The following is an 18,329-nucleotide window of genomic DNA, read 5'->3' on the forward strand; positions in this document are numbered from 1 at the left end:
ATCCCCTCCTGGTTGCTTGCTGACCTCGACTCAGCGTGGGTCCGGCCCCGCTACCGGGTCGTCACCCGCGACGGATGAACCGGCCCGGTAGGCGCGGAAGGTCTCCACCAGGGTCGGGAAGACGTTGTCCTCGCCGACCGCGTCGATGACGCCGTACGCGCGCAGCGTCGCCAGCAACTGGGTGTCCGGCCGGACGAGCACGAACCGCGCGTCGCGTGCCCCGCAGTAGTTGACCAGGTTGGCCAGCGTCACGCCGGCCGAGTAGTCGATGTCGTCGATCCCGCCGCAGTCCAGGGCGATCCAGCGCACCGGGTCGGGCGCACCCGAGATCACCGCCTCGAGGTCGTCGGCGAAGCGATTGGCGTTGGCGTAGAACAGATCCGCGTCGTAGCGGAAGACGACCAGCCCGGGCAGGCTCTGCGCGCCCGGCTTGGCCGGCAGGTACGTCGGCTCCCCGGCCTCGTTCTGGCCGATGACGTAGTCGCCCGGTGTGTACTGCCGCCGGACGAGGTCGAGCAGCGACAGCAGGATGGCGAGGATGATGCCCTGCTCGACACCGATGGCGAAGACGGTGACCATCGTGATCAGCGCCACCACGAACTCGTTGACCCGTCGCATCCGCAGCCGGCGCAGGCCGGGCAGGTCGATCAGGCTGACGCCGATGAGGAAGACGATCCCCGCGAGGACGGCCTTGGGCATGTCGGACAGCAGCCCGGTGAAGAACAGGGTGAACAGCAACGTGACCGCGGCCATCGTCGCGTTCGCGAGCTGACTGTGCCCGTTCTGCTCGTCGAGGATCTGCGTCTTCGTCGGGCTGCCGTTGACCACGAAGGTGCCGCTGAGACCGGCGGCGAGGCTGGCGCCGCTGAGCCCGACGATGTCGCGGTTGATGTCGACGGCGTCCCCGTGCTTGAAGGCGAAGCTGCGGGAGGTGGCCGCGCTCTGCGCGATGATCAGCACGAAGCAGGACACGGCGGTCGGCAGCACCTTGCGCACGTCCGACCAGGAGATGTCCGACGGCAGGCCGATCGGCGGGAATCCACCCTGGACGGCGCCGACGACGGCGACACCGTGGTCGCGCGCGTTGGTCAGGGCCGAGATGGCGGTCAGCAGCACCACGGCGACGACGGCCCCCGGGACGGCCGGGACGAACCGCTTGAAGACTTCGATGATCGCGATCGTGGCCAGCCCGAAGGCGAACGTACCGAGGCTGATCGACGACAGCGAGCTGATCCAGTGCCACTGCTGCTCGAACCAGTTGCCGGTGCCCTTGGCGATGCCGAGCAGGTCCGGGATCTGCCCGGACAGGACCTGGATACCGACGCCGGTGAGGAAACCGATCAGCACCGACGCGCTCAGGAAGTCCCCGATGAAACCCAGCCGGACCAGACGCGCCACGATCAGCAGCACACCGCAGACCAGCGCCGTCAGGCTGGCGAGGCTGAGCCACTCGGGCGATCCGGGCGTGACGCCGGCGATGCCGAGACCGCTCAGCCCGGCGGCGAGCACCGCGGCGGTGGCCGAGTCCGCGCCGACGACTAGCAGCCGCGACGAGCCCAGCAGGACGAAGACGAGGGTCGGGAAGATGATCGTGTAGAGGCCGGTGACGATCGGTGTACCGGCGATGGACGTGTATCCCATCACCTCGGGGATCGCCACCGCTGCCAGCGTCAGGCCGGCGATCAGGTCGCGAGCCAGCCAGGCCCGCTGGTAGCCGCGCAGCGGCGCCGGGATCAGGTTCATGCCATCGATTGTCAGACTTGCTCGATCGCTTCGATCCGGTTCGAGCTGATCGCCTTGGCGAAGTCGGCGAAGTCCTGGTCGTTCTGGGCCGCGTAGCGTTCGGAGAAATCGGTGATCGACCTGTCGAAGGCATCGTCCTCGCCGAGGTAGGCGGAGATCGAGACCGCGTCGCCGGAGCGGGCGTGCGCCCGGGCCAGCGTCCATCCGCAGGTGCGGGCGTAGAAGGCCAGCGTCGCGGGCGCCATCAGCTCCACGAGCGCCGAGCCCTTCATGTCGCGCAGTTGACGCCAGTAGAAGAAGCGGTCGGCCTGAACACCCTTGGACCAGCCCAGGAAGATGTCGCTGCTGGCCTGCATCAAGCGCTGGCCCTGGACCACCCGCTCACCCGCCTGCTTGAACGCGCTCTTGCGCAGCGGTCCCTCGAGAACCGACCTGGTGGCTTCCTTCACCTGGAGGAACAGCGGGTCGTCGCGGTCCCGGCCCTGCAGCAGGACGACGAACGCCCGGGTGCCGACACTGCCGACACCGACGACCTTGCGGGCCCAGTCGACGATCTCGAAGCGCTCGAGCAGTTGCCGGAGGTCGAGCCGGAGGCTGGCACGGTACCCGCGGAACATGTCGAAGACGGCTGACTCGAGGTCCCCGGGCTCCAGGCCGTACGTCGCGTGGAGCTCACGCGCGGGGACGATCACCGGCGGGACACTCGTGATGCGGTAGCGGCCGTCGACCTCTTCGCTCAGTTTGGCGAGGGCCTGGTCGCTGGTGCGGGAGTGCGCCTTCAGCGCGTTCTTCTCGAAGCGCTTCTGGGCTTCTTTCATCTGCTTCGGCGTCATCCCGCTCGTACCGTCGCCGCCCTTGCTCTTGCCCTTCTTGGCTCCCTTGCCTTTGTCCTTGCCGTCGGTGCCGGCGAGGAAGGCGCTCACCGACTCCTTGATCCGCTCCTCGTCGGTGCGCGCGTACCACACGTCGAGGGTTTTCATGCCGGCGAACTGGGCCATCGTCTCCCGGTAGGAGGTGACACAGGCCTTCGTGATCGCCCGCGCGTCCGACTCCGAGCAGCCGTTGTTCTGGGCCGCCACCAGGAAACTCGCCGCCAGCCGTTTGACGTCGTACTCGAACGGGCCCGGCAGCGTCTCGTCGAAGTCGTTGATGTCGAACACCAGCGTCCGCTCCGGCGAGGCGTAGACGCCGAAGTTCGACAGGTGGGCGTCACCGCACAGCTGGACCTCGAGACCGGCATTCGGTGTCTCGGCGAGGTCGACGGCCATGATCTTGGCGGCACCGCGGTAGAACGTGAACGGCGAGACCATCATCCGGCCGTGCCGCACCGGAACCAGGTCGGCGTCCCGCCGGAGGTTCTGCTCCTCGATGAGGGCCACCGGATCCGGCCGGTCCGCCATCGGCTTCCATCCCGCGTGACTGTCCGGCATCGCTCGCGTGCGCGCCTCCACCCCGCGGGCACGGCGCTCCTCCAGACTCAGATGCTGAACTTTCGCCGCCATGATCGGCCGCCCCCTCTGTCCGTGGCACGCATACGGCGCCGACGATTCAGCAGAACCCGGCGGACCGCATCACCCCTGAGGGACTAGCAGCGGGATTCATCCCGCGTGTGGGATGTCCCGGCGGGGCAGGTGGGTGTTGCGTGACTGCCATGAGACGGCGGGTTGCGGCGGTGGTGGCGCTGCTGGTGGGGGCGGCGACGTTCGTGCTTGGCGTGGTGGTCGCCGTGAATCAGTTCCCGCGCGGCCTCGGCGTGCTGGCCTGTGTGGTGATCGCCGCCCTGGCGGCCTGGTACGGCGTGCTGCGCCGAGGGATCGCGCGTCTGGCCGGGCTGTACATCGCCGGTGTGGCGCTGGCCGCCGCGCTGATCTTCATCGTGGTCGGTGGGTCCTTCGGCGTCGACCTGCTCATCATCGTCGGGCTCCTGGTCACGCTGGCCGCGACCCGGGTCGCCTTCGCCGTCCACGTGGATCTGCCCCGGGTGCCGGCTCCGAAGCATCCGGTGCTGTTCTACAACCCGCTCTCCGGCGGGGGGAAGGCGGAGCGCTTCGCCCTCGCCAAGGAAGCGCGCGACCGCGGGATCGAGCCGATCGAGCTGAAGCGCGGGGACGATCTCGAGGACCTGGTCCGCGGTGCGGTCGCGCGCGGCGCGGACGGACTCGCGATGGCCGGCGGCGACGGTTCGCAGGCGATCGTCGCCGCGATCGCCGCCGAGCGCTCGTTGCCTTACGCCTGCATCCCCGCGGGCACACGGAACCACTTCGCGCTCGACCTCGGCGTCGACCGTGAAGATGTCGTCGGAGCTCTGGACGCATTCGTGGACGGCGGCGAGCGGCTGGTGGACCTCGCCGAGGTCAACGGCCGGGTGTTCGTCAACAACGTCTCGCTCGGCCTGTACGCCGAAGCCGTGCAGCGCAAGGGCTACCGCGCGGCCAAGATCCGCACCCTGCTCGACACCGTGCCCGACGCGCTCGGGACCGGCGGCAGCCAGCTCGACATGCACTGGACCGGGCCTGGCGGCCACGGACACGTCGGCGGTGCGGCCGTGCTCGTCTCCAACAACAAGTATCGCCTCGGTCGTGCGGTCGGTTCCGGCACCCGTCCGCGCATCGACGACGGCCTGCTCGGCATCACCGTCCTGGGGGCGCCTGGGGACGGCGGCCACAGCCCGCAGCGTCCGTGGCGCGAATGGTCGGCTCCGTCGTTCGAGGTCGAGTCCGATCGCCCACTGCCGGCCGGCGTCGACGGGGAGGCGCTTGTCCTCGACGCCCCGCTGCAGTTCCGCATCCGGCCCGGAGTCCTCCGGGTGCGCATCGCGCACCAGCACCCGGGCTCGTCGCCGTCGGCTATGGCTCCCGAGGGTCTCCGCGCCGGTTTCGTCGAGCTGGTGCGGATCGCGCTCGGCCGGGACCGGCATCCAGCCCTGACAACCGGTGGGAGACCGTGATGGACCTGATCGAGATCAAGGAGAAGGAGCCGATGAGCCGGGAGGCGGCCGCGGCTCGTCTGCACGCTCTGGCCGACATGCTCGCCCAGGAGAACGAGGTCGAGTTCGACCGCGGCGGGATGCGGGTCAAGGTGCATGTTCCGGACGAGGTGAACCTCAAGCTCGAGTTCGAGCTCGGCGACGACGGGAGCGAACTCGAGGTCGAGCTCACATGGTGACGGAACCCGTTGCGTGAACGGCCGTCTCGCGGCGTACGACCGCGCGCTGTACCGGTCGGTGGCGCGGCTGCCCACCCCGGTGCTCGACGAGCCGCTGCGGCGGGTGTCGGACTTCGCCGACTTCTCCAAGCCGTGGTTCGTCGTCGCCGGTGCCCTCGCGCTGTTCGGCGGCTCGCGCGGTCGCCGGGCCGCGGTCGCGGGGATCGCGGCGATCGGGGCGACGTCGTTCGTGGTGAACCAGCCGCTGAAGAAGTTGGGCGGCGAACACGCCCGGCCCGACCGCGGCCGGGAGGGCGTCCCCGTGCAGCGCTGGGTGCGCATGCCCACATCGGGAACCTTCCCGTCCGGACACTCCGCGTCCGCGGCGGCCTTCGCGGTGGCCGTCGGCGACGTCGTGCCCGCACTCGGGCCGGCCTTGCGGACGGCGGCGTCGGTCGTCGCGTTCTCCCGCGTGTACACGGGCGTGCACTACCCGAGTGACGTTCTGGTCGGAGTGACCGTCGGAGCACTGTTCGGCCGGGCTGCCGGATGGCTGACGCTCCACCGCCAACCGTCTGAGAAGGAGCACACGTCATGACAGTTCAACCCAACCAAGGCGGTGCGAAGGCGGTGGTGGATGCCGGCCGGCTGTGGGCCGGAGGCGCCGCCACTGCCGTCGTCGCGGCTTTGATCGCACTGGTCGGCATCCTGCTGGCGCGCGGCGTTTTCGACGTACCCGTCCTGGCACCTGAAGGCGAGGGGACGTGGGGTGACGCGGACACGCCGAAGTACGCGTTGTACTGCGCCCTGGGAGCGCTGCTGGCCACCGGCCTGCTCCACCTGCTGCTGATCTCCACGCCCCGGCCGCTGCAGTTCTTTGGCTGGATCATCACGCTGGCGACCGTCGCGGCGGCACTCGCCCCGTTCGTCGCCAACGGCTCGACGGAGTCGAAGGTCGCGACGGGGGTGATCAACCTTGCCGTCGGGATCGCCATCGGCACGCTGCTGACCGGCGCGGCGCGGGCGGCGACGCGAGTACGCCGTACCGCTCAGTGATCAGGGCCGGTGGGCGAGACGTCGTGATCGCGGTCCCGAGGCCGAGTCGTCCTCGGCCTGCTCGCCACGGATGTAGCGACTTCCGAGCGGGCCGGCCGAGGCGCCGTGCAGCGCCACGCTGAGCAGCACGGTGAGCGACACGGCGGCGACGGCTTGCTCCACCAGCCCGGTCTCGCCGAGTTCCTCGACCGCCAGCAACGCGAACACGACCGACGCGAGACCGCGCGGGCCGAACCATCCCATGAACAGCACCGTTCGCCGGTCCAGTCCCTTCCCGATCAGCGACACGGCGACCGGAGCGATGCGGACCACAGTCAGGCTCAGGACGGCGTACGCGAGGAGCGACACCTCGAAGTTGTGGAAGGCGATCGGCACCAGCGCGGCCCCGAACAGGAACCAGACGACGAGTGCCAGGATCTCACCGACGAGCTCCGGCAGCTCGACGGCTTCGTCCGCGTCGAGGACGTCCTCGTCCAGTCCGGCCCGGAAGGCGATGCCGGCCACGAACGCCGCGATGAATCCGTTGCCGCTGAAGGCGACCGCGACGGCGAAGCTGCTGAGCGCCGCGGCCAGTGTGCCGAGCTGCCGGGCGCCCTGACTGCTCCACTGCCGTCGCGAACCGAGCATGAAGAGCCGGGCGCTTCCCAGCCCGACCACCACGCCGACGATGATGCCGACGGCAAGATCGAGGAGCGCGCCGGGGCCATGAGTGGAGGCACCGCCCTCGTGCGCCGACCCGAGCTGTCCCGCGGCGACGGCGAGCGTGAAGACGACAACCGGGGTGACGATGCCGTCGTTGAGTCCACTCTCCACGTTCAGGGCGCGACGCAGCCGCATCGGTATTCGCCGGTCGTTGATGACCTGTGCGCTGAGGGCGGCATCGGTGGGTGCCAGCGCGGCGCCCACGAAGCCCGCGAGCGCCCAGGTGAAGTCCTGGAAGAGCCACGCCGCCAGGAGCGAGCCGAGTACCACCGAGAGCGGTAGCCCGATCGCCAGGAGGCGCCCCGGGAGGTAGACGTCCGCCTTCAGCCGGGAGAGGTTGACCCGGGCCGCGTCGGAGAACAGCAACAGGGCGAGCGTCAGCTCCGCGATCAGGTGGATCGACGGGGCTTCGACATCCACCGTGAGCGGTCCCCAGTCCTGGTTGCCCAGCACGAAGCCGGCGACGGTGAAGACCATCGGTCCGGTGATGTTCGCCCTGGCCAGGAGATCCGAGGTGACGGCCCAGGCCAGGACGAGCAGCGCGAGCACCGCGAACGTGGCCTCCGTCATCGCCGCGCCTCCGTGCTGGAACGAGCCGGTTCAGCCGGCGAGGATCTTCGCCTTCTGCGCCTGGAACTCGGCGTCGGTGAGCACGCCGGAGTCCCGCAGCTCGCCCAGGGTCTTCAGTTGCTCCAGGGGGTCGGCCGCCGGCGCCGGAGGGGGCGCGGCCTGCACCGGTGCGGGCTCAGCCTGCGGCGGCGGCGCGGTCTGCTCCGCGTACGCCTCCTCACGGCTGACCTCGGTCGCCGCGTCGCGCGAGGCGAACTTCTCGTCCTGACGGCGCCGTACCCGGCCGGCCACCGCGGTCGCCGTCCCCGCGACCGCCGCAGTTCTCGCGAGTCCACGCAACAGTCCTGGCATCTCAGTCTCCTTACCTCGTCGCTTCCTACCTCCCCACCCTGTCCGCCAGCGCGGACGGCGTCATCACCACCTCGGGATGAATGAATTCACCCTGGATGGACGATGTGGTGCGGGGGACGGGCGGGCATCGTCGGAGATCTGGGCCGGATGACCGGGGAAGGTGGGCACGATGACGTACGGCGATATCGACGCGCGGGAGGACGTCCCGAGCGGTGCGGTCGGTGGGGTCGCGTTCGCCGCGCTCCTGATGTGCATGATCGGGGTGTTCTCGATGACCGCCGGGCTCGCCGGGCTGATCGACCCGTCGTACGTCAGCCCCTCGCCGCGGTACGCGTTCGACCTGAGTCCCACCGCATGGGGATGGCTGCACCTGATACTGGGCGCCGCAGTCCTGGCGGTCGGGGTCGGCCTGTTCGCCAACAAGAGCTGGGCGGGGTGGGTGGCGATCGTGCTCGCCGGGCTGATCGCGATCGACTACTTCTTCTACATCCCCTACCAGCCGTTCTGGTCGATCCTGGTGATCGCGCTCAGCGCGTGGGTCATCTGGTCCGTGACGCAGGCACGAGAGGGTGCCGCCGCGGCCAACGTGAGCGGCGACTGAGGGCCCGGACATAGAACTGGCCCAGCTGGTACAGCGGGTCGGGCGAGGCCGGGACCGACTCCGGAGAGCCGAAGGCGACGTCCTCGATGGTGAGCCGGAGCCCGCGGCCCAAAGCATCGTGATAGCCGACGAGTCGTCCGTCCACGCGCAGGTACGTCTTGCCGCTGGTGTGCCAGTCGAACCCGACTTCCGCGAAGCGCGTACTGGGATTCGGCAGTTGGCCGAGGTCGTGCCCGGCCCTGTGCAGCCGGACCCGGATCCAGGCCCGGGAGCTGGTCAACGGCTCGAGGCTCAGCTCGAGCTCGTCCCCGAGGCGAAGAATTCGCAGTGACGAGGTGACGATTCGGCCGGGGTGCAGGAACCGCAACCGGCAGCTGATACCGATCACATCGACCAGCGGGGTGTCGAGCACGTAGTGCAGACTGCGGCCCGGTGCGATCCGTACGGCGCCGTCGGACGGACTCAACGCCAGTGAGCCTGGCGACAAACTACCGGGCAGGCCTTGCAGAGATCCGATGTTGTGGTCCGCGAACTCGTGCAGCAACACTGACCGCCACATGGGATCCCCCTGTCGACCTCTCACCCGGCTTCGAAGATCGCTCAGATCGTTGCGGGCGGCATCACCCGCCCGGGATGACCCGCGCCCGGCTCATCCGGTCAGGGTGAGGCGGCCGGAGGAGTCGCTGCGCGAGGCTGGCCGTGGTTCGGTGACGTGAGAGCGCGGCCCTGTGAGGGAGGCCGGATGAGTGACGGGCCGATGGTCGACGCGGCCAAGGCGAGCCAGGAGCGCGGGCCGTCCGACTACGCCGGTGCGATCTACGGATCGCTGCTGGCGGCATCGGTTGTCGCCGGCACTGGTCCAGGGGACGAGCCGCCCCGCCCCGCCGAGTTGGCCGTCCTGCTGCTCGCGACCGGCGTGGTGTTCTGGCTGTCCCACGTCTATGCCCATCTGGTCGGAGAACCGAAGGGCGCGTTCCTGTCCGCGCGGGAGTTCCGCGCCGCCGCCCGGCACGACTGGCCGATCGTGCAGGCCGCCGTACCTCCCGCGGCGGCGGTCGTCATCGGTGCGCTGCTCGGGATGTCGGACGCCGGCGCCGCCTGGCTCGCCCTCGCCGTGGCGGTCGGCTCGCAGTGGGGATGGGCTCTGTACGTCGCCGCCCGGGCCGGCGCGACCCGGGGGCGCATGGTGGCCGCGGGCGTCATCAACCTCTTCCTGGGCCTGGCGATCGTCCTGCTCAAGGCCGCTCTGACGCACTGATGGAGGGGGACGGAGATGACTGGCAAGCGCACTCGCGAGCCGCTGCTGCGCACCGGTGACGTCGGCCGGATCGTCGCCACCTATGTCACCTCGGTGCTGGCGCTGGCCCTCGCGGCGGCGGTGTTGCCCGGCTTCGGGTTCTCGTCGTTCGGGCAGTTGCTCGCCGCGGCCGCGGCGACGCTGGTGGTCGGTGCGGTGGTGCGACCACTGCTGGTCGCCGCGAGTGCGGCGATCGGATGGCTCGCGGTGCTCCTGCTCGCGGTGGTCGGACAGGCCGTGATCCTCGCACTGGCGCTCACGCTGATCCCGGGTGTCCACGCGGACTCGTTCTGGATCGTGCTCGCCGCGGCCTGGATCGCGTCCGCCGCCGCGACGATCGTGGCCTGGCTGGGTACGTCCGGTACGCCGGAAGCCTTCACGGCGGCGCTCGTCCGCCGGAGCAGGCTGCGGCGCACGACGGTGGCCGATCCCGAGATTCCGGGCGTCATCTTCGTCCAGCTCGACGGTGTGCCGTACCCGGTCCTGCGCTGGCAGCTCCTGTCCGCCACCCTGCCGACCGCGGGGCGCTGGATCCGCGACGAGGGCTATCGCCTGGTGGAGTGGACCCCGATCCTGCCGCCCACCACGCCGGCCAGTCAGCTGGGGATCCTGCACGGCCGCATCGACGGCGTGCCCGCGTTCCGGTGGTACGACCGGGCGCTCGGCCGGGTGCTGGTGAGCAACCGGGGCCCCGACGCCGCCGAGATCGAGCGCCGCGCCACCGACGGCCGCGGCCTGCTGGCCGACGGCGGGGTGAGTATCTCCAACCTGTTCAGTGGCGACGCCGAGCGCTCGGTGCTGACGATGAGCAAGCTCGAGCTCAGCCGTGGTTCGGCCGACACGCGTCGCCGGGTCGCCTGGTATCTCGCCCGGCCGGACGGGTTCGCGGGCAGTGTGTTCGGAGCGGTTGCGGAGATCGGGCGGGAGCGGTTCGAGGCCCGGCGGCAACGACGCCGCGACGTACAGCCGCGGGGACACCGGGGCTGGCTCTTCGCCGGCATGCGGGCCGTGACGAACGTCGTACTGCGGGACCTGAACACCGCGCTGGTGGCCGAGGAGATGATCCGTGGCACCCGGGCCGTGTACGTCGACTACGTCGACTACGACGAGGTGGCCCATCACGCCGGCTCGTTGCGGCCGGAGTCGCTGGCCGCGCTCGACCGGCTCGACCACGTGCTGGCCTGCCTGGAGGCGGTCGCGGCCGCGGCACCACGCCCGTACCGGCTGGTCATCCTGTCCGACCACGGGCAGTCCCAGGGAGCGATCTTCGCCGATCGGTACGGCATCGACCTCGCGGCGCTCTGCTCGCAACTCACCGCGGCCCGCGTCGAAGCCGTCGAGCAGTCGGTCGAGGGCTGGGGCCGGCTGAACGGTCTGCTGGCCGACCTGGCCGGCGGTGACAGCAGCAGGGGGCGGGTCGCCCACGGTGCGGCGGTCCGGGTGCAGCGCCGGTCCGCGCCGCCGGCGGTCACCTCGGGGTCGGACCTGGTCGTCCTCGGATCGGGCAACCTCGGTCTGGTGTACGCCGCCGAGGAACGCCGGCTGACGATGGAGGAGATCACCTCGCGCTGGCCGGCCCTGATCCCCGGGCTGGTGAACCACGACGGGATCAGCTTCATCGCGGTGATGAGCACCGAGCACGGGCCGTTGGTGGTCGGCCCGTCAGGCATTCATCGGCTGTCCGACGCGAAGGTCACCGGCGACGACCCGCTGGAACCGTTCGGGGCGATGGCTTCGGCCGACCTGCTGCGCGCGGTGTCGATGCCCGAGGCACCCGATCTGTACGTGAACAGCGCGGTCGACCAGGACACCGGCGAGGTCTCGGCGTTCGAGGGTCTGGTCGGCTGTCACGGCGGACTCGGCGGCTGGCAGGGGCGGGCCCTCCTCCTCGCTCCGCCGGACCTGGTGATCCCGGACCGGCCGATCCGCGGCGCGGACGCGCTCCACCGCGTGCTCGTCGGCTACCTCGAACAGCTCGGGCAACGCACCGGGATCTCCCACGACCCCGCGGACGTGTGAGGTTCCCCCGCTGAGGATGAGGTGGCCGCGGGGGGCCGGACGGAGCATGGTCGCGTGAGTACTTCAGAGCGGTCCGCGCGCGAGGGACGGGGCTGGGTCGGACCGATCGTGTTCGCCGCCGTGATGATGATCATTCTCGGCTTCTTCCACGGCTTCCAGGGGTTCCTCGCGCTGTTCAACGAGGGGTACTACGGGGTCTCGGAGAACGGTCTCGCCATCCACATCGACTTCACCGCCTGGGGCTGGACGCAGCTGATCCTCGGCACGATCGTCCTGGTGGCCGGGTTCTGTGTCCTGCTCGGTCAGGTGTGGGCCCGGATCGTCGGCGTGATCCTCGCGGTGGTAAGCATCATGGTGAACGCGGCCTTCCTGGCCGCCTCCCCCTTTTGGACCACCGTCATGATCGCGGTCGACATCCTCGTGATCTGGGCGCTCACCTTCCACGGTCGTGAGGTGCGGCCGAAGGGCGGTCCGTACTGAGGTCGGGGGACCAGCTCTCCGGGCGTGCGGGCAGCAGTCCGAGCTCCCACGCCCGCCGTACGGCCTCGTTGCGGCGCGACGCGTTCAGCTTGCGCAGGATGCTGCGCACGTGGCTGCGCACCGTGTTGACCGAGACGTACATGGTGCTGGCGATCTCTTCGGTGGTCAGCAGCTCGGCGAGGTACTCGAGGACCTCGTGCTCCTTGCCGGTCAGCGAGGTGGTGACGATCAACTCGCTCTGCGGCGTTCCCCAGCGATCGGCCGCCCGGTCGCGGCGTTGCCGAAGACCCGGTGCGGTGAGCCAGGGGTGATGTCTCATCAGGTCGCCGGTCGGATGCAGCAACTTGCGCAGCGACGGCGGCGCCTCGGCGAACGGCCGGCGAAGCTGCTCGGGGGCCGCCAGCCTGAGCGCGCGTTCCAGGCACAGTCCGCTGCGGCCGGTGTCCCCGGAGCTGATCGACGCCGCCGCCTGGACCAGCCAGCTGTCCACCTGGGTCTCCAGCGGGACGCCCCGGTCCGCGGCCGGGGGAGGCTGACCGGGCAGGCGCTCGCCGGCCTCGGCGGCCGCGCGATGCAGCACCAGCACCGATCCGACCTGGTCACGCCCCTCGGACTGCTCGATCACCGTGATGGCCTCCTGCGGCAGGTGCTGGGCCACGAGCATCTTCGCCTCGTCGACGACCAGTGCTTGACCGAGCCAGCCGCTGTGCGCGCCGTAACTGTTGCTCGCGGCCCGCAGCTCGGCGGCGGCGAGATCGATGTCGCCGCCGGCCCTGAGCAGCCTGGCCCGGACGAGAGCGAGGGCGGCACCGAGAACGCGCGCGTCGTGCGTGGGAGCCGCCTCCGCGGCCAGCTGCACCAGGTCCTCGGCGACGGGCAGATCGCCCTGGTCGGTGTGCACCCAGGCCTTGGCCACGATCGCGGACTGCGGAAGGTCGGGCCGCGCCTCGGACTCCGTGAGCGCGGTCGCGTGCGCGACGACCTCCCCGGCCCGCCGCAGATGTCCCCAGACCGCCTCCACCAGCGCGGCCATCCCGAGGAAGTCGGCCAGCGCCTCGTGGGCGCCGGCCTCCTCCGCGACGGCGATCCCTTCGGTGAACGCGGCCAGGGCCGACGGGAGGTCGCCGCGGCGGAGCAGCACCCGGCCCTTGCAGCCGGCCACCAGCAGCCACGGTTCCGGATGCCTGCGGGCAGACTCCGGTGACACTGCTCTCAGCTCGGCCTCTGCGGTCAGGACAGCGACCAGGCCGGCCTCGATGTCGTCGCCGAGGCTTGCGCAGACCGCCTGCAGCACGGTGATGGCCACCTCGGTCGCCGGTGTCGAATCGGAGACCTGATCGGCCAGCCGGTCCCTGGCCCTGCCGAGCTCCGAGGCACAGCGGTCGATGTCGAACGCGGCCAGTGCCCGGGCGGCTCGGACGACCGCGGCCGCGGCACCGTCCAGCTCGTCGGGGATGCCCTCGAACATCGTGATGAGCTGGCGGCGCCGGCGCCCGACGAGGAGACCCGCGACGTCGAACTCCTCGACCAGGTAGTGGGCGGCGTGCCACCAGTCCCCTGCCGTGATGGAGTGGCGGATCGCGTCGATCGGCTGGCCGTTGCGGGCGAACCAGGCGGCGGCAGCGCGGTCCAGCGCGGGCGCGACGGTCGGCCATTCGAACAACAGCTGGGCGCGCAGGAACTCGCGGAACAGCGGCTGGTAGGTGTAGCGGTCCGCGGTCCCCGGCACCGGCTGGACGAACGAGTTGCCGTGCGAGAGGAACTGCAGCGAGCGAAGGTCACAGGCGCGCCCGGTGAGGGCCTCGGCCAGTCCAGGCCGGACCTCGTCGACCACGCAGGTCAGGAGCAGGAACCTGCGCAGCTCCGGCGGCTGCGCGTCGAGCACCTCGGTCATCAGGTACGCCGCGATGTTGCCGGCGTCGCCGCGGAACTCGTGGATGACCCGCTCCGGGTCGGTCTTCCCGGCCAGGTTCATGGCCGCGAACATCAGACCGGCCGGCCAGCCGTCGGTCCTCGTCCGCAGCTCGGCGACCTGCTCGGCCGTCAGCTCGAGGTGGTGCGCGCGCATCAGCGCCGCGGCCTCGTCAGTCGTGAACGCGAGGTCGGCGGCCCGGATCTCGACGACGGTGTCCGCCAAGCGGTAGACGTGCAGGGGGAGCGGGGGATCGGATCGCGTCACCAGCACGACCCGCAACTGACCGCCGCTCCGGCGGATGAGGCGATGCAGACTCTGGCCGAACTCCGGCGTCATCGTGTGGTCGCCGCAGTCCACCACGAGCACGAGTACGTCGTGGTCGCGACGGCGCAGCCCGTCGTCGATGGACTCCAGCACGGCCGCCCGTTGATCGCTGCCGGCATCCAGGGCGATGCGCCTGACCACGGCCGGCCCGTGGTAGAGCGCGGCCCACGACTCCAGCAGCATCGTCTTGCCGAAGCCCGCGGGCGCGCTGACCAGCGTCAGCGGGCGCTGCACGCCGAGGTTCACGCGCTCGACCAGACGCGGCCGTGGCACTGTGCCCGGTGACGCCATCGGCAAGGTCCTGGCCGCGAATTTCAGACGATCCTCGAAAGGCGCGTCCGGTGAATGACGAGATCTGTTCTCCACCCCTGTGTCGTGATCGCTCGGCATGTCCCCTCCTAGCGACGTGCGGCATCACTGCGCGCTGGTAGGGGCGGTGCGCGGTGAGTCGCACCCTTTGAAGAAAGCACGGAAATCCCTGTAAAACCAGTGCTTCCCGTCCGATTGCCGGACATTTCGAGACGTGGTGATGCCGGATCTTTCGGGGAATCGGGGACTTCACCCCACAGGGATGAAGCCCCGGACCGGCCAGGTTTGCGAGCGTCGATCGCACACGTTGGGGAACGGGAGTGGGTTCGATGGCCGACGCGACGTACGAGATCCGCGTGGCAGGGGCCGTACCCGAGCATGACCTGCGCGACATGGGCGCGGTGACACTGGCGGTCGATCAGGTGAACACCGTCGTGTACGGCATCCCGGACCAGTCCGCGCTCTACGGTCTGCTGGCCCGGCTGCGGGCCCTGGGCATCGAGGTCGTCGAGGTGCGCAGGATCCTGAACCCCGGCTCACCGTCGACGGAGTGGGTCGAGATCGATCCGGACAAGGAGGGCGACGATGGCACCTCGTGAGAGCTGCGAGCCGTCGTACCAGGTCGTCGTACAGGGGGAGCTCCGGCCGGCCGTGCTTGCCTTCTGCGCGGGTTCGCTGGCGCACTACAAGACCACCGGGGTCTTCCAGTTGCGGGTCGGCGACGACCAGGGGATCGCCGACCTGGCCGCGAAGCTGCAGACCGCCGGCCTGACGATCCTGAGCATCCGGCGGGTCACGCCGGCCGATGTCGCGGCGTCCGCGAGCGTGCCGGCCTGAGTTCATCCCGCGCGGGTGATGACGCCTCCGCCCCCCGGCGGCAGCGTGGTGACGGACAGGTCGCGGGATCGCCGAGATCCCTGTGGAGGGGTGGAGAGTCATGCCAGCTGTGGACGTTCACGGACCCATCGACTACGTGCTCTTGGAGTTCACCGGCGACAAGCTGACCGGTCGGGCGGCCGAGGAGCTGCTGAACCTCGTCGAACGCGGCATCGTGCACGTGTACGACGTGATGATGGTCGGCAAGGAGGCCGACGGGTCCACCTACGCGGTCGATCTGGCGGAGTCGGGTCAGGCCGGTGGTTTCACCGATCTCCACGGCGCCCGGTCCGGGATCCTGTCCGACGAGGACATGCTCGAGGTGGCCGGCGCGATGCAGCCGGGCAGCCTGGCGGCGCTGATCGTGTACGAGAACACCTGGGCGATCCCGTTCGTGGCGGCGGCCCTGGAGTCCGGTGGCCAGCTGATCGCCGGCGGGCGCATCCCGGCGGAGGACGTGATGGCGGCCCTCGACGCCCTGGAGAACGTCGAACCGACGAGCTGAGGAGCCCGACATGCCCGGACTGTTGCGAGCACGAGCCAAGACCGCGCAGTTCGAGGCGCAGCAGGCCGAGATCCGCGCCGGCTGACTGACATGGCCGAGGAAACGAGTGGGGTGCCGGCCGGGACGACGGCGAGCCCGCGGCTGGCCATCCTGCTGGCGATGGCGATGTTCGTCCTGGTCGTCGACACCTCGCTGATGAACGTCTCGATTGCCTCGGTGGTCCACGATCTCGACACGACGGTGAGCGGCGTCCAGTCGGCGATCGCGCTCGAGGCGCTGGTGTCGGCGGCCTTCATCCTGATCGGGAGCAAGGTCGGGGACCTGATCGGGCGCAAGCGCGCGTACCTGCTGGGGCTGGTCGGCTACGCGATCGGGGCCCTGGCGATGGCGCTGGCCCAGAGCCTGCTCGCGATCATCGTCTTCTGGGCGCTGATCGGTGGTCTCGGTGCCTCGCTCCTGCTGCCCGCGATGCAGTCGCTGATCCACGGCAACTTCGAAGGCGCGGCCCAGGTGAAGGCGTACGCGCTGGTCGGGGCCTCCGCGGCGCTGGCCGCGGCGGTCGGGCCGCTGCTCGGGGGCTTCATCACCACGTACCTGTCCTGGCGGGTCGCGTTCCTGCTCGAGGTCGCGGTGATCGCGGTCGTGCTGATCGGCCAGGGCCTGATCCACGACGCGCCGTACACCGGAGACCGGCACGTCGACGTGATCGGTGCCGCCCTCTCGGTGGTCGGCATGGGCGGCATCGTGCTGAGCATCCTGGTGTGGCAGGAAGGCGGCGAGTACGTCGGCCTGATCCTGCTCATCGGACTGATCGCGCTCGGGGCGTTCATCTACTGGCTGAGGCGGCGCAAGCGCCACGGCAAGCCGACGCTGATCGACCCGGACCTCTTCCGCTCCGCGGTCTACCGGCTCGGCATCTCGCAGCAGGGGCTCCAGCAGATCGCGCTGGGCGGCACCATGATCGCCCTGCCGATCTATCTCCAGATGGTGCTCGAGTACAACGCGATGGAGGCGGGCCTCAGCATGGCGCCGCTGTCGCTGAGCATGTTCGGGATGGCGATCCTCGCCGAGAAGAAGGCGGGCGACCGGCGGCCGAGCCATATCGTCCGGTGGGGATTCGCTCTGCTGACCATCGGTCTGGCGCTGCTGATCCCGATCGTGCCGCGGGCCGACTCCGGCTGGCCTCTCGTCGTACCCCTGATCATCGCCGGGGTCGGTCTCGGGCTGCTGGTCTCGCAGCTCAACAACTACACGCTCGGACCGATCTCGGAGGAACGCGTCAGCGAGGCCGCCGGGGTCAACTCGGCGGCCGGCTCGTTCGGACTGTCGTTCGGGCTGGCGTTCGCCGGGGCCATCCTGCTGGCGACGCTGTCGTTCACCTTCACCAACCTGGCGGAGTCGAGCACCGTGCTCCAGCCGGCCCAGCAGGAGCAGGTCGCCCAGGCGCTCGAGGAGGACGCGGAGGTGATGAGCAACACCGCCCTCGAGGAGCAGCTGGCGACGCAGCCCCCGGAGGTCCGGGCGGAGATCCTGGACATCAACGCCACCGCGCGGCCGATCGCCCTGCAAGTGGCGCTGGCGATCCCGATCCTGGCCGGTCTTGCAGGGCTGGTGAACTCGTTCCGGATGGTGCGCCTGGACGCGGCGGCCGAACCGCCGGCGGCTTCGGCTTCGTCCTAGACCGCCAGTGCCTTCGCCTTGAGGGTGTCGAACTCCGCCTGCGAGATGGTGCCCTTCTCGAGCAATGCGCTGGCCTGGGCGATCTGGTCGGTCGGCGAGGCCGTGGTGGTGCCCGCGACCTGCTTGATGTACTCGTCCTGCTGCCGCTGGGCGTCGGCGCGGCTGGTCATCGTGCGCTCGGCCATCCCCTTGCCGCGGGCGATGACGTAGACCAGCGAGGTGAGCAGGGGAATGAACAGCAGAGCGATGAACCAGAGGACCTTGACCACTCCTGACGTCTCGGAGTCACGGAACAGGTCCATGATGATCGCGAACAGCATCATCAGGTACGCGACGAAGACGAAGCTGATGATGATGAACCAGACGATGTCCCAAAAGCTCATTGCAGCGTCCTTTCTCGGAGCGCGAAACGCATCTGATCAACCCTGGCGTCTCGCGCACCGAGCGTCCTCACCTGTATCGGATGATCTTCCCCGCCACAGGTGCCGCTCCGGGGGAGGTGATTGCGGGCCCGCGCCCTCTGCCCCTCCGCCGAGGGGCGGGCCCGCAATCAGACCGTGGGTGGCGGGTCAGGCCACGCTCGAGCGGGACAGGCGGCGGCGACGGAGCGCGACCAGGGCGGACTGCTTGCGCCGGATCAGGCCGGTCAGCCGATCCAGGTCGCCGGCGCAACGCGCCGTACGCAATTCGTCTTCGACGCTACGCAGCGCAACGAGCAGCTGGCGAACGGTGCGGGTGTCGTGATCGCGCATAGAAG

Annotated in this window: 20 protein-coding genes; 12 read left to right on the forward strand and 8 right to left on the reverse strand. The window is 70.0% G+C overall.

The genetic code is table 11. The features are described 5' to 3' along the window. Nucleotides 1–30: 30 nt before the first annotated feature. Complete coding sequence (locus ACZ6O0_RS00150) at nt 31–1,743, reverse strand: SulP family inorganic anion transporter (protein WP_465762577.1); 1,713 nt, start codon at nt 1,741–1,743, stop codon at nt 31–33. An 11-nt stretch (nt 1,744–1,754) separates the two neighbouring features. Next, nucleotides 1,755–3,245, reverse strand: a complete 1,491-nt coding sequence (locus ACZ6O0_RS00155) for a DUF2252 domain-containing protein (protein ID WP_465762578.1) — start codon at nt 3,243–3,245, stop codon at nt 1,755–1,757. A gap of 149 nt (nt 3,246–3,394) precedes the next feature. Here ACZ6O0_RS00155 and ACZ6O0_RS00160 point away from each other — a divergent pair, with 149 nt between their 5' ends. Genes ACZ6O0_RS00160 through ACZ6O0_RS00175 form a run of 4 tightly spaced genes read left to right on the forward strand, consistent with a single transcriptional unit; the run spans nt 3,395 to nt 5,943 of the window. Then, nucleotides 3,395–4,690, forward strand: a complete 1,296-nt coding sequence (locus ACZ6O0_RS00160) for a diacylglycerol/lipid kinase family protein (protein ID WP_465762579.1) — start codon at nt 3,395–3,397, stop codon at nt 4,688–4,690. Beyond that, nucleotides 4,690–4,908, forward strand: coding sequence for an amphi-Trp domain-containing protein (locus ACZ6O0_RS00165; RefSeq protein WP_465762580.1), 219 nt, complete (start codon nt 4,690–4,692; stop codon nt 4,906–4,908). The genes ACZ6O0_RS00160 and ACZ6O0_RS00165 overlap by 1 nt, the downstream gene beginning before the upstream one ends. Nucleotides 4,909–4,921: 13 nt before the next feature. Then, nucleotides 4,922–5,485 (forward strand): phosphatase PAP2 family protein, encoded by a 564-nt coding sequence (locus ACZ6O0_RS00170; RefSeq protein WP_465762581.1) that lies wholly within the window; start codon nt 4,922–4,924, stop codon nt 5,483–5,485. Next, on the forward strand, nt 5,482–5,943 hold the full coding sequence (locus ACZ6O0_RS00175) for a DUF6069 family protein (protein ID WP_465762582.1): 462 nt from the start codon (nt 5,482–5,484) through the stop codon (nt 5,941–5,943). The genes ACZ6O0_RS00170 and ACZ6O0_RS00175 overlap by 4 nt, the downstream gene beginning before the upstream one ends. On the opposite strand, the gene ACZ6O0_RS00180 is transcribed toward ACZ6O0_RS00175, so the two are convergent. Together ACZ6O0_RS00180 and ACZ6O0_RS00185 are read right to left on the reverse strand one after the other, a co-directional pair. Then, nucleotides 5,944–7,215 (reverse strand): cation:proton antiporter, encoded by a 1,272-nt coding sequence (locus tag ACZ6O0_RS00180; protein WP_465762583.1) that lies wholly within the window; start codon nt 7,213–7,215, stop codon nt 5,944–5,946. It abuts the gene before it with no gap. Nucleotides 7,216–7,245: 30 nt separating this feature from the next. Beyond that, nucleotides 7,246–7,566, reverse strand: a complete 321-nt coding sequence (locus ACZ6O0_RS00185) for an SHOCT domain-containing protein (RefSeq protein ID WP_465762584.1) — start codon at nt 7,564–7,566, stop codon at nt 7,246–7,248. Between the two features lie 169 nt (nt 7,567–7,735). Between ACZ6O0_RS00185 and ACZ6O0_RS00190 the strand changes: the two genes are divergently transcribed. Continuing rightward, on the forward strand, nt 7,736–8,167 hold the full coding sequence (locus ACZ6O0_RS00190; protein ID WP_465762585.1) for a DUF7144 family membrane protein: 432 nt from the start codon (nt 7,736–7,738) through the stop codon (nt 8,165–8,167). Here the strand turns inward: ACZ6O0_RS00190 and ACZ6O0_RS00195 are convergent. After that, nucleotides 8,106–8,726: a hypothetical protein gene (locus ACZ6O0_RS00195; RefSeq protein ID WP_465762586.1), complete on the reverse strand. Its 621-nt coding sequence runs from the start codon at nt 8,724–8,726 to the stop codon at nt 8,106–8,108. The two genes, ACZ6O0_RS00190 and ACZ6O0_RS00195, sit on opposite strands and share 62 nt — an antisense overlap. Before the next feature lie 183 nt (nt 8,727–8,909). Here ACZ6O0_RS00195 and ACZ6O0_RS00200 point away from each other — a divergent pair, with 183 nt between their 5' ends. From ACZ6O0_RS00200 to ACZ6O0_RS00210, 3 genes are read left to right on the forward strand one after another with little or no spacing between them, the layout of a single operon-like run. Continuing rightward, nucleotides 8,910–9,425 carry a hypothetical protein gene (locus tag ACZ6O0_RS00200; protein ID WP_465762587.1) on the forward strand — a complete coding sequence of 172 codons (516 nt, stop codon included), beginning with the start codon at nt 8,910–8,912 and terminating at the stop codon, nt 9,423–9,425. Nucleotides 9,426–9,440: 15 nt separating this feature from the next. After that, nucleotides 9,441–11,483: a phage holin family protein gene (locus ACZ6O0_RS00205; RefSeq protein WP_465762588.1), complete on the forward strand. Its 2,043-nt coding sequence runs from the start codon at nt 9,441–9,443 to the stop codon at nt 11,481–11,483. A 54-nt stretch (nt 11,484–11,537) separates the two neighbouring features. Further along, complete coding sequence (locus ACZ6O0_RS00210; RefSeq protein ID WP_465762589.1) at nt 11,538–11,963, forward strand: DUF7144 family membrane protein; 426 nt, start codon at nt 11,538–11,540, stop codon at nt 11,961–11,963. On the opposite strand, the gene ACZ6O0_RS00215 is transcribed toward ACZ6O0_RS00210, so the two are convergent. After that, the gene (locus tag ACZ6O0_RS00215; protein WP_465762590.1) at nt 11,917–14,493 is read right to left on the reverse strand and encodes a helix-turn-helix transcriptional regulator; all 2,577 of its coding nucleotides are present in this window, start codon (nt 14,491–14,493) and stop codon (nt 11,917–11,919) included. The genes ACZ6O0_RS00210 and ACZ6O0_RS00215 overlap by 47 nt on opposite strands. Nucleotides 14,494–14,840: 347 nt before the next feature. Here ACZ6O0_RS00215 and ACZ6O0_RS00220 point away from each other — a divergent pair, with 347 nt between their 5' ends. The 4 genes from ACZ6O0_RS00220 (at nt 14,841) to ACZ6O0_RS00235 (ending at nt 17,572) form a co-directional block, all read left to right on the forward strand. Next, nucleotides 14,841–15,110 (forward strand): hypothetical protein, encoded by a 270-nt coding sequence (locus tag ACZ6O0_RS00220; RefSeq protein WP_465762591.1) that lies wholly within the window; start codon nt 14,841–14,843, stop codon nt 15,108–15,110. Further along, the gene (locus tag ACZ6O0_RS00225; RefSeq protein ID WP_465762592.1) at nt 15,097–15,348 is read left to right on the forward strand and encodes a hypothetical protein; all 252 of its coding nucleotides are present in this window, start codon (nt 15,097–15,099) and stop codon (nt 15,346–15,348) included. The genes ACZ6O0_RS00220 and ACZ6O0_RS00225 overlap by 14 nt, the downstream gene beginning before the upstream one ends. 100 nt (nt 15,349–15,448) lie before the next feature. Then, nucleotides 15,449–15,892 (forward strand): DUF6325 family protein, encoded by a 444-nt coding sequence (locus tag ACZ6O0_RS00230; RefSeq protein ID WP_465762593.1) that lies wholly within the window; start codon nt 15,449–15,451, stop codon nt 15,890–15,892. 90 nt (nt 15,893–15,982) lie between these two features. After that, nucleotides 15,983–17,572 (forward strand): MFS transporter, encoded by a 1,590-nt coding sequence (locus ACZ6O0_RS00235; protein ID WP_465762594.1) that lies wholly within the window; start codon nt 15,983–15,985, stop codon nt 17,570–17,572. Here the strand turns inward: ACZ6O0_RS00235 and ACZ6O0_RS00240 are convergent. Then, on the reverse strand, nt 17,569–17,955 hold the full coding sequence (locus tag ACZ6O0_RS00240) for a PLDc N-terminal domain-containing protein (RefSeq protein WP_465762595.1): 387 nt from the start codon (nt 17,953–17,955) through the stop codon (nt 17,569–17,571). The genes ACZ6O0_RS00235 and ACZ6O0_RS00240 overlap by 4 nt on opposite strands. Before the next feature lie 186 nt (nt 17,956–18,141). Further along, entirely contained in the window at nt 18,142–18,324 is a 183-nt protein-coding gene (locus ACZ6O0_RS00245; RefSeq protein WP_465762596.1) for a hypothetical protein, read from the reverse strand. Nucleotides 18,325–18,329 lie beyond the last annotated feature (5 nt).

The sequence above is a fragment of the Kribbella sp. NPDC048837 genome, assembly GCF_055586945.1.

Bases quoted from the DNA above. Each gene is read 5' to 3' on its own strand.
- ACZ6O0_RS00150 (WP_465762577.1), bottom strand. From the start codon at position 1,743: ATGAACCTGATCCCGGCGCCGCTGCGCGGCTACCAGCGGGCCTGGCTG.
- ACZ6O0_RS00155 (WP_465762578.1), bottom strand. From the start codon at position 3,245: ATGGCGGCGAAAGTTCAGCATCTGAGTCTGGAGGAGCGCCGTGCCCGC.
- ACZ6O0_RS00160 (WP_465762579.1), top strand. From the start codon at position 3,395: ATGAGACGGCGGGTTGCGGCGGTGGTGGCGCTGCTGGTGGGGGCGGCG.
- ACZ6O0_RS00165 (WP_465762580.1), top strand. From the start codon at position 4,690: ATGGACCTGATCGAGATCAAGGAGAAGGAGCCGATGAGCCGGGAGGCG.
- ACZ6O0_RS00175 (WP_465762582.1), top strand. From the start codon at position 5,482: ATGACAGTTCAACCCAACCAAGGCGGTGCGAAGGCGGTGGTGGATGCC.
- ACZ6O0_RS00180 (WP_465762583.1), bottom strand. From the start codon at position 7,215: ATGACGGAGGCCACGTTCGCGGTGCTCGCGCTGCTCGTCCTGGCCTGG.
- ACZ6O0_RS00185 (WP_465762584.1), bottom strand. From the start codon at position 7,566: ATGCCAGGACTGTTGCGTGGACTCGCGAGAACTGCGGCGGTCGCGGGG.
- ACZ6O0_RS00190 (WP_465762585.1), top strand. From the start codon at position 7,736: ATGACGTACGGCGATATCGACGCGCGGGAGGACGTCCCGAGCGGTGCG.
- ACZ6O0_RS00195 (WP_465762586.1), bottom strand. From the start codon at position 8,726: ATGTGGCGGTCAGTGTTGCTGCACGAGTTCGCGGACCACAACATCGGA.
- ACZ6O0_RS00200 (WP_465762587.1), top strand. From the start codon at position 8,910: ATGAGTGACGGGCCGATGGTCGACGCGGCCAAGGCGAGCCAGGAGCGC.
- ACZ6O0_RS00205 (WP_465762588.1), top strand. From the start codon at position 9,441: ATGACTGGCAAGCGCACTCGCGAGCCGCTGCTGCGCACCGGTGACGTC.
- ACZ6O0_RS00215 (WP_465762590.1), bottom strand. From the start codon at position 14,493: ATGGCGTCACCGGGCACAGTGCCACGGCCGCGTCTGGTCGAGCGCGTG.
- ACZ6O0_RS00220 (WP_465762591.1), top strand. From the start codon at position 14,841: ATGGCCGACGCGACGTACGAGATCCGCGTGGCAGGGGCCGTACCCGAG.
- ACZ6O0_RS00225 (WP_465762592.1), top strand. From the start codon at position 15,097: ATGGCACCTCGTGAGAGCTGCGAGCCGTCGTACCAGGTCGTCGTACAG.
- ACZ6O0_RS00230 (WP_465762593.1), top strand. From the start codon at position 15,449: ATGCCAGCTGTGGACGTTCACGGACCCATCGACTACGTGCTCTTGGAG.
- ACZ6O0_RS00235 (WP_465762594.1), top strand. From the start codon at position 15,983: ATGGCCGAGGAAACGAGTGGGGTGCCGGCCGGGACGACGGCGAGCCCG.
- ACZ6O0_RS00240 (WP_465762595.1), bottom strand. From the start codon at position 17,955: ATGAGCTTTTGGGACATCGTCTGGTTCATCATCATCAGCTTCGTCTTC.
- ACZ6O0_RS00245 (WP_465762596.1), bottom strand. From the start codon at position 18,324: ATGCGCGATCACGACACCCGCACCGTTCGCCAGCTGCTCGTTGCGCTG.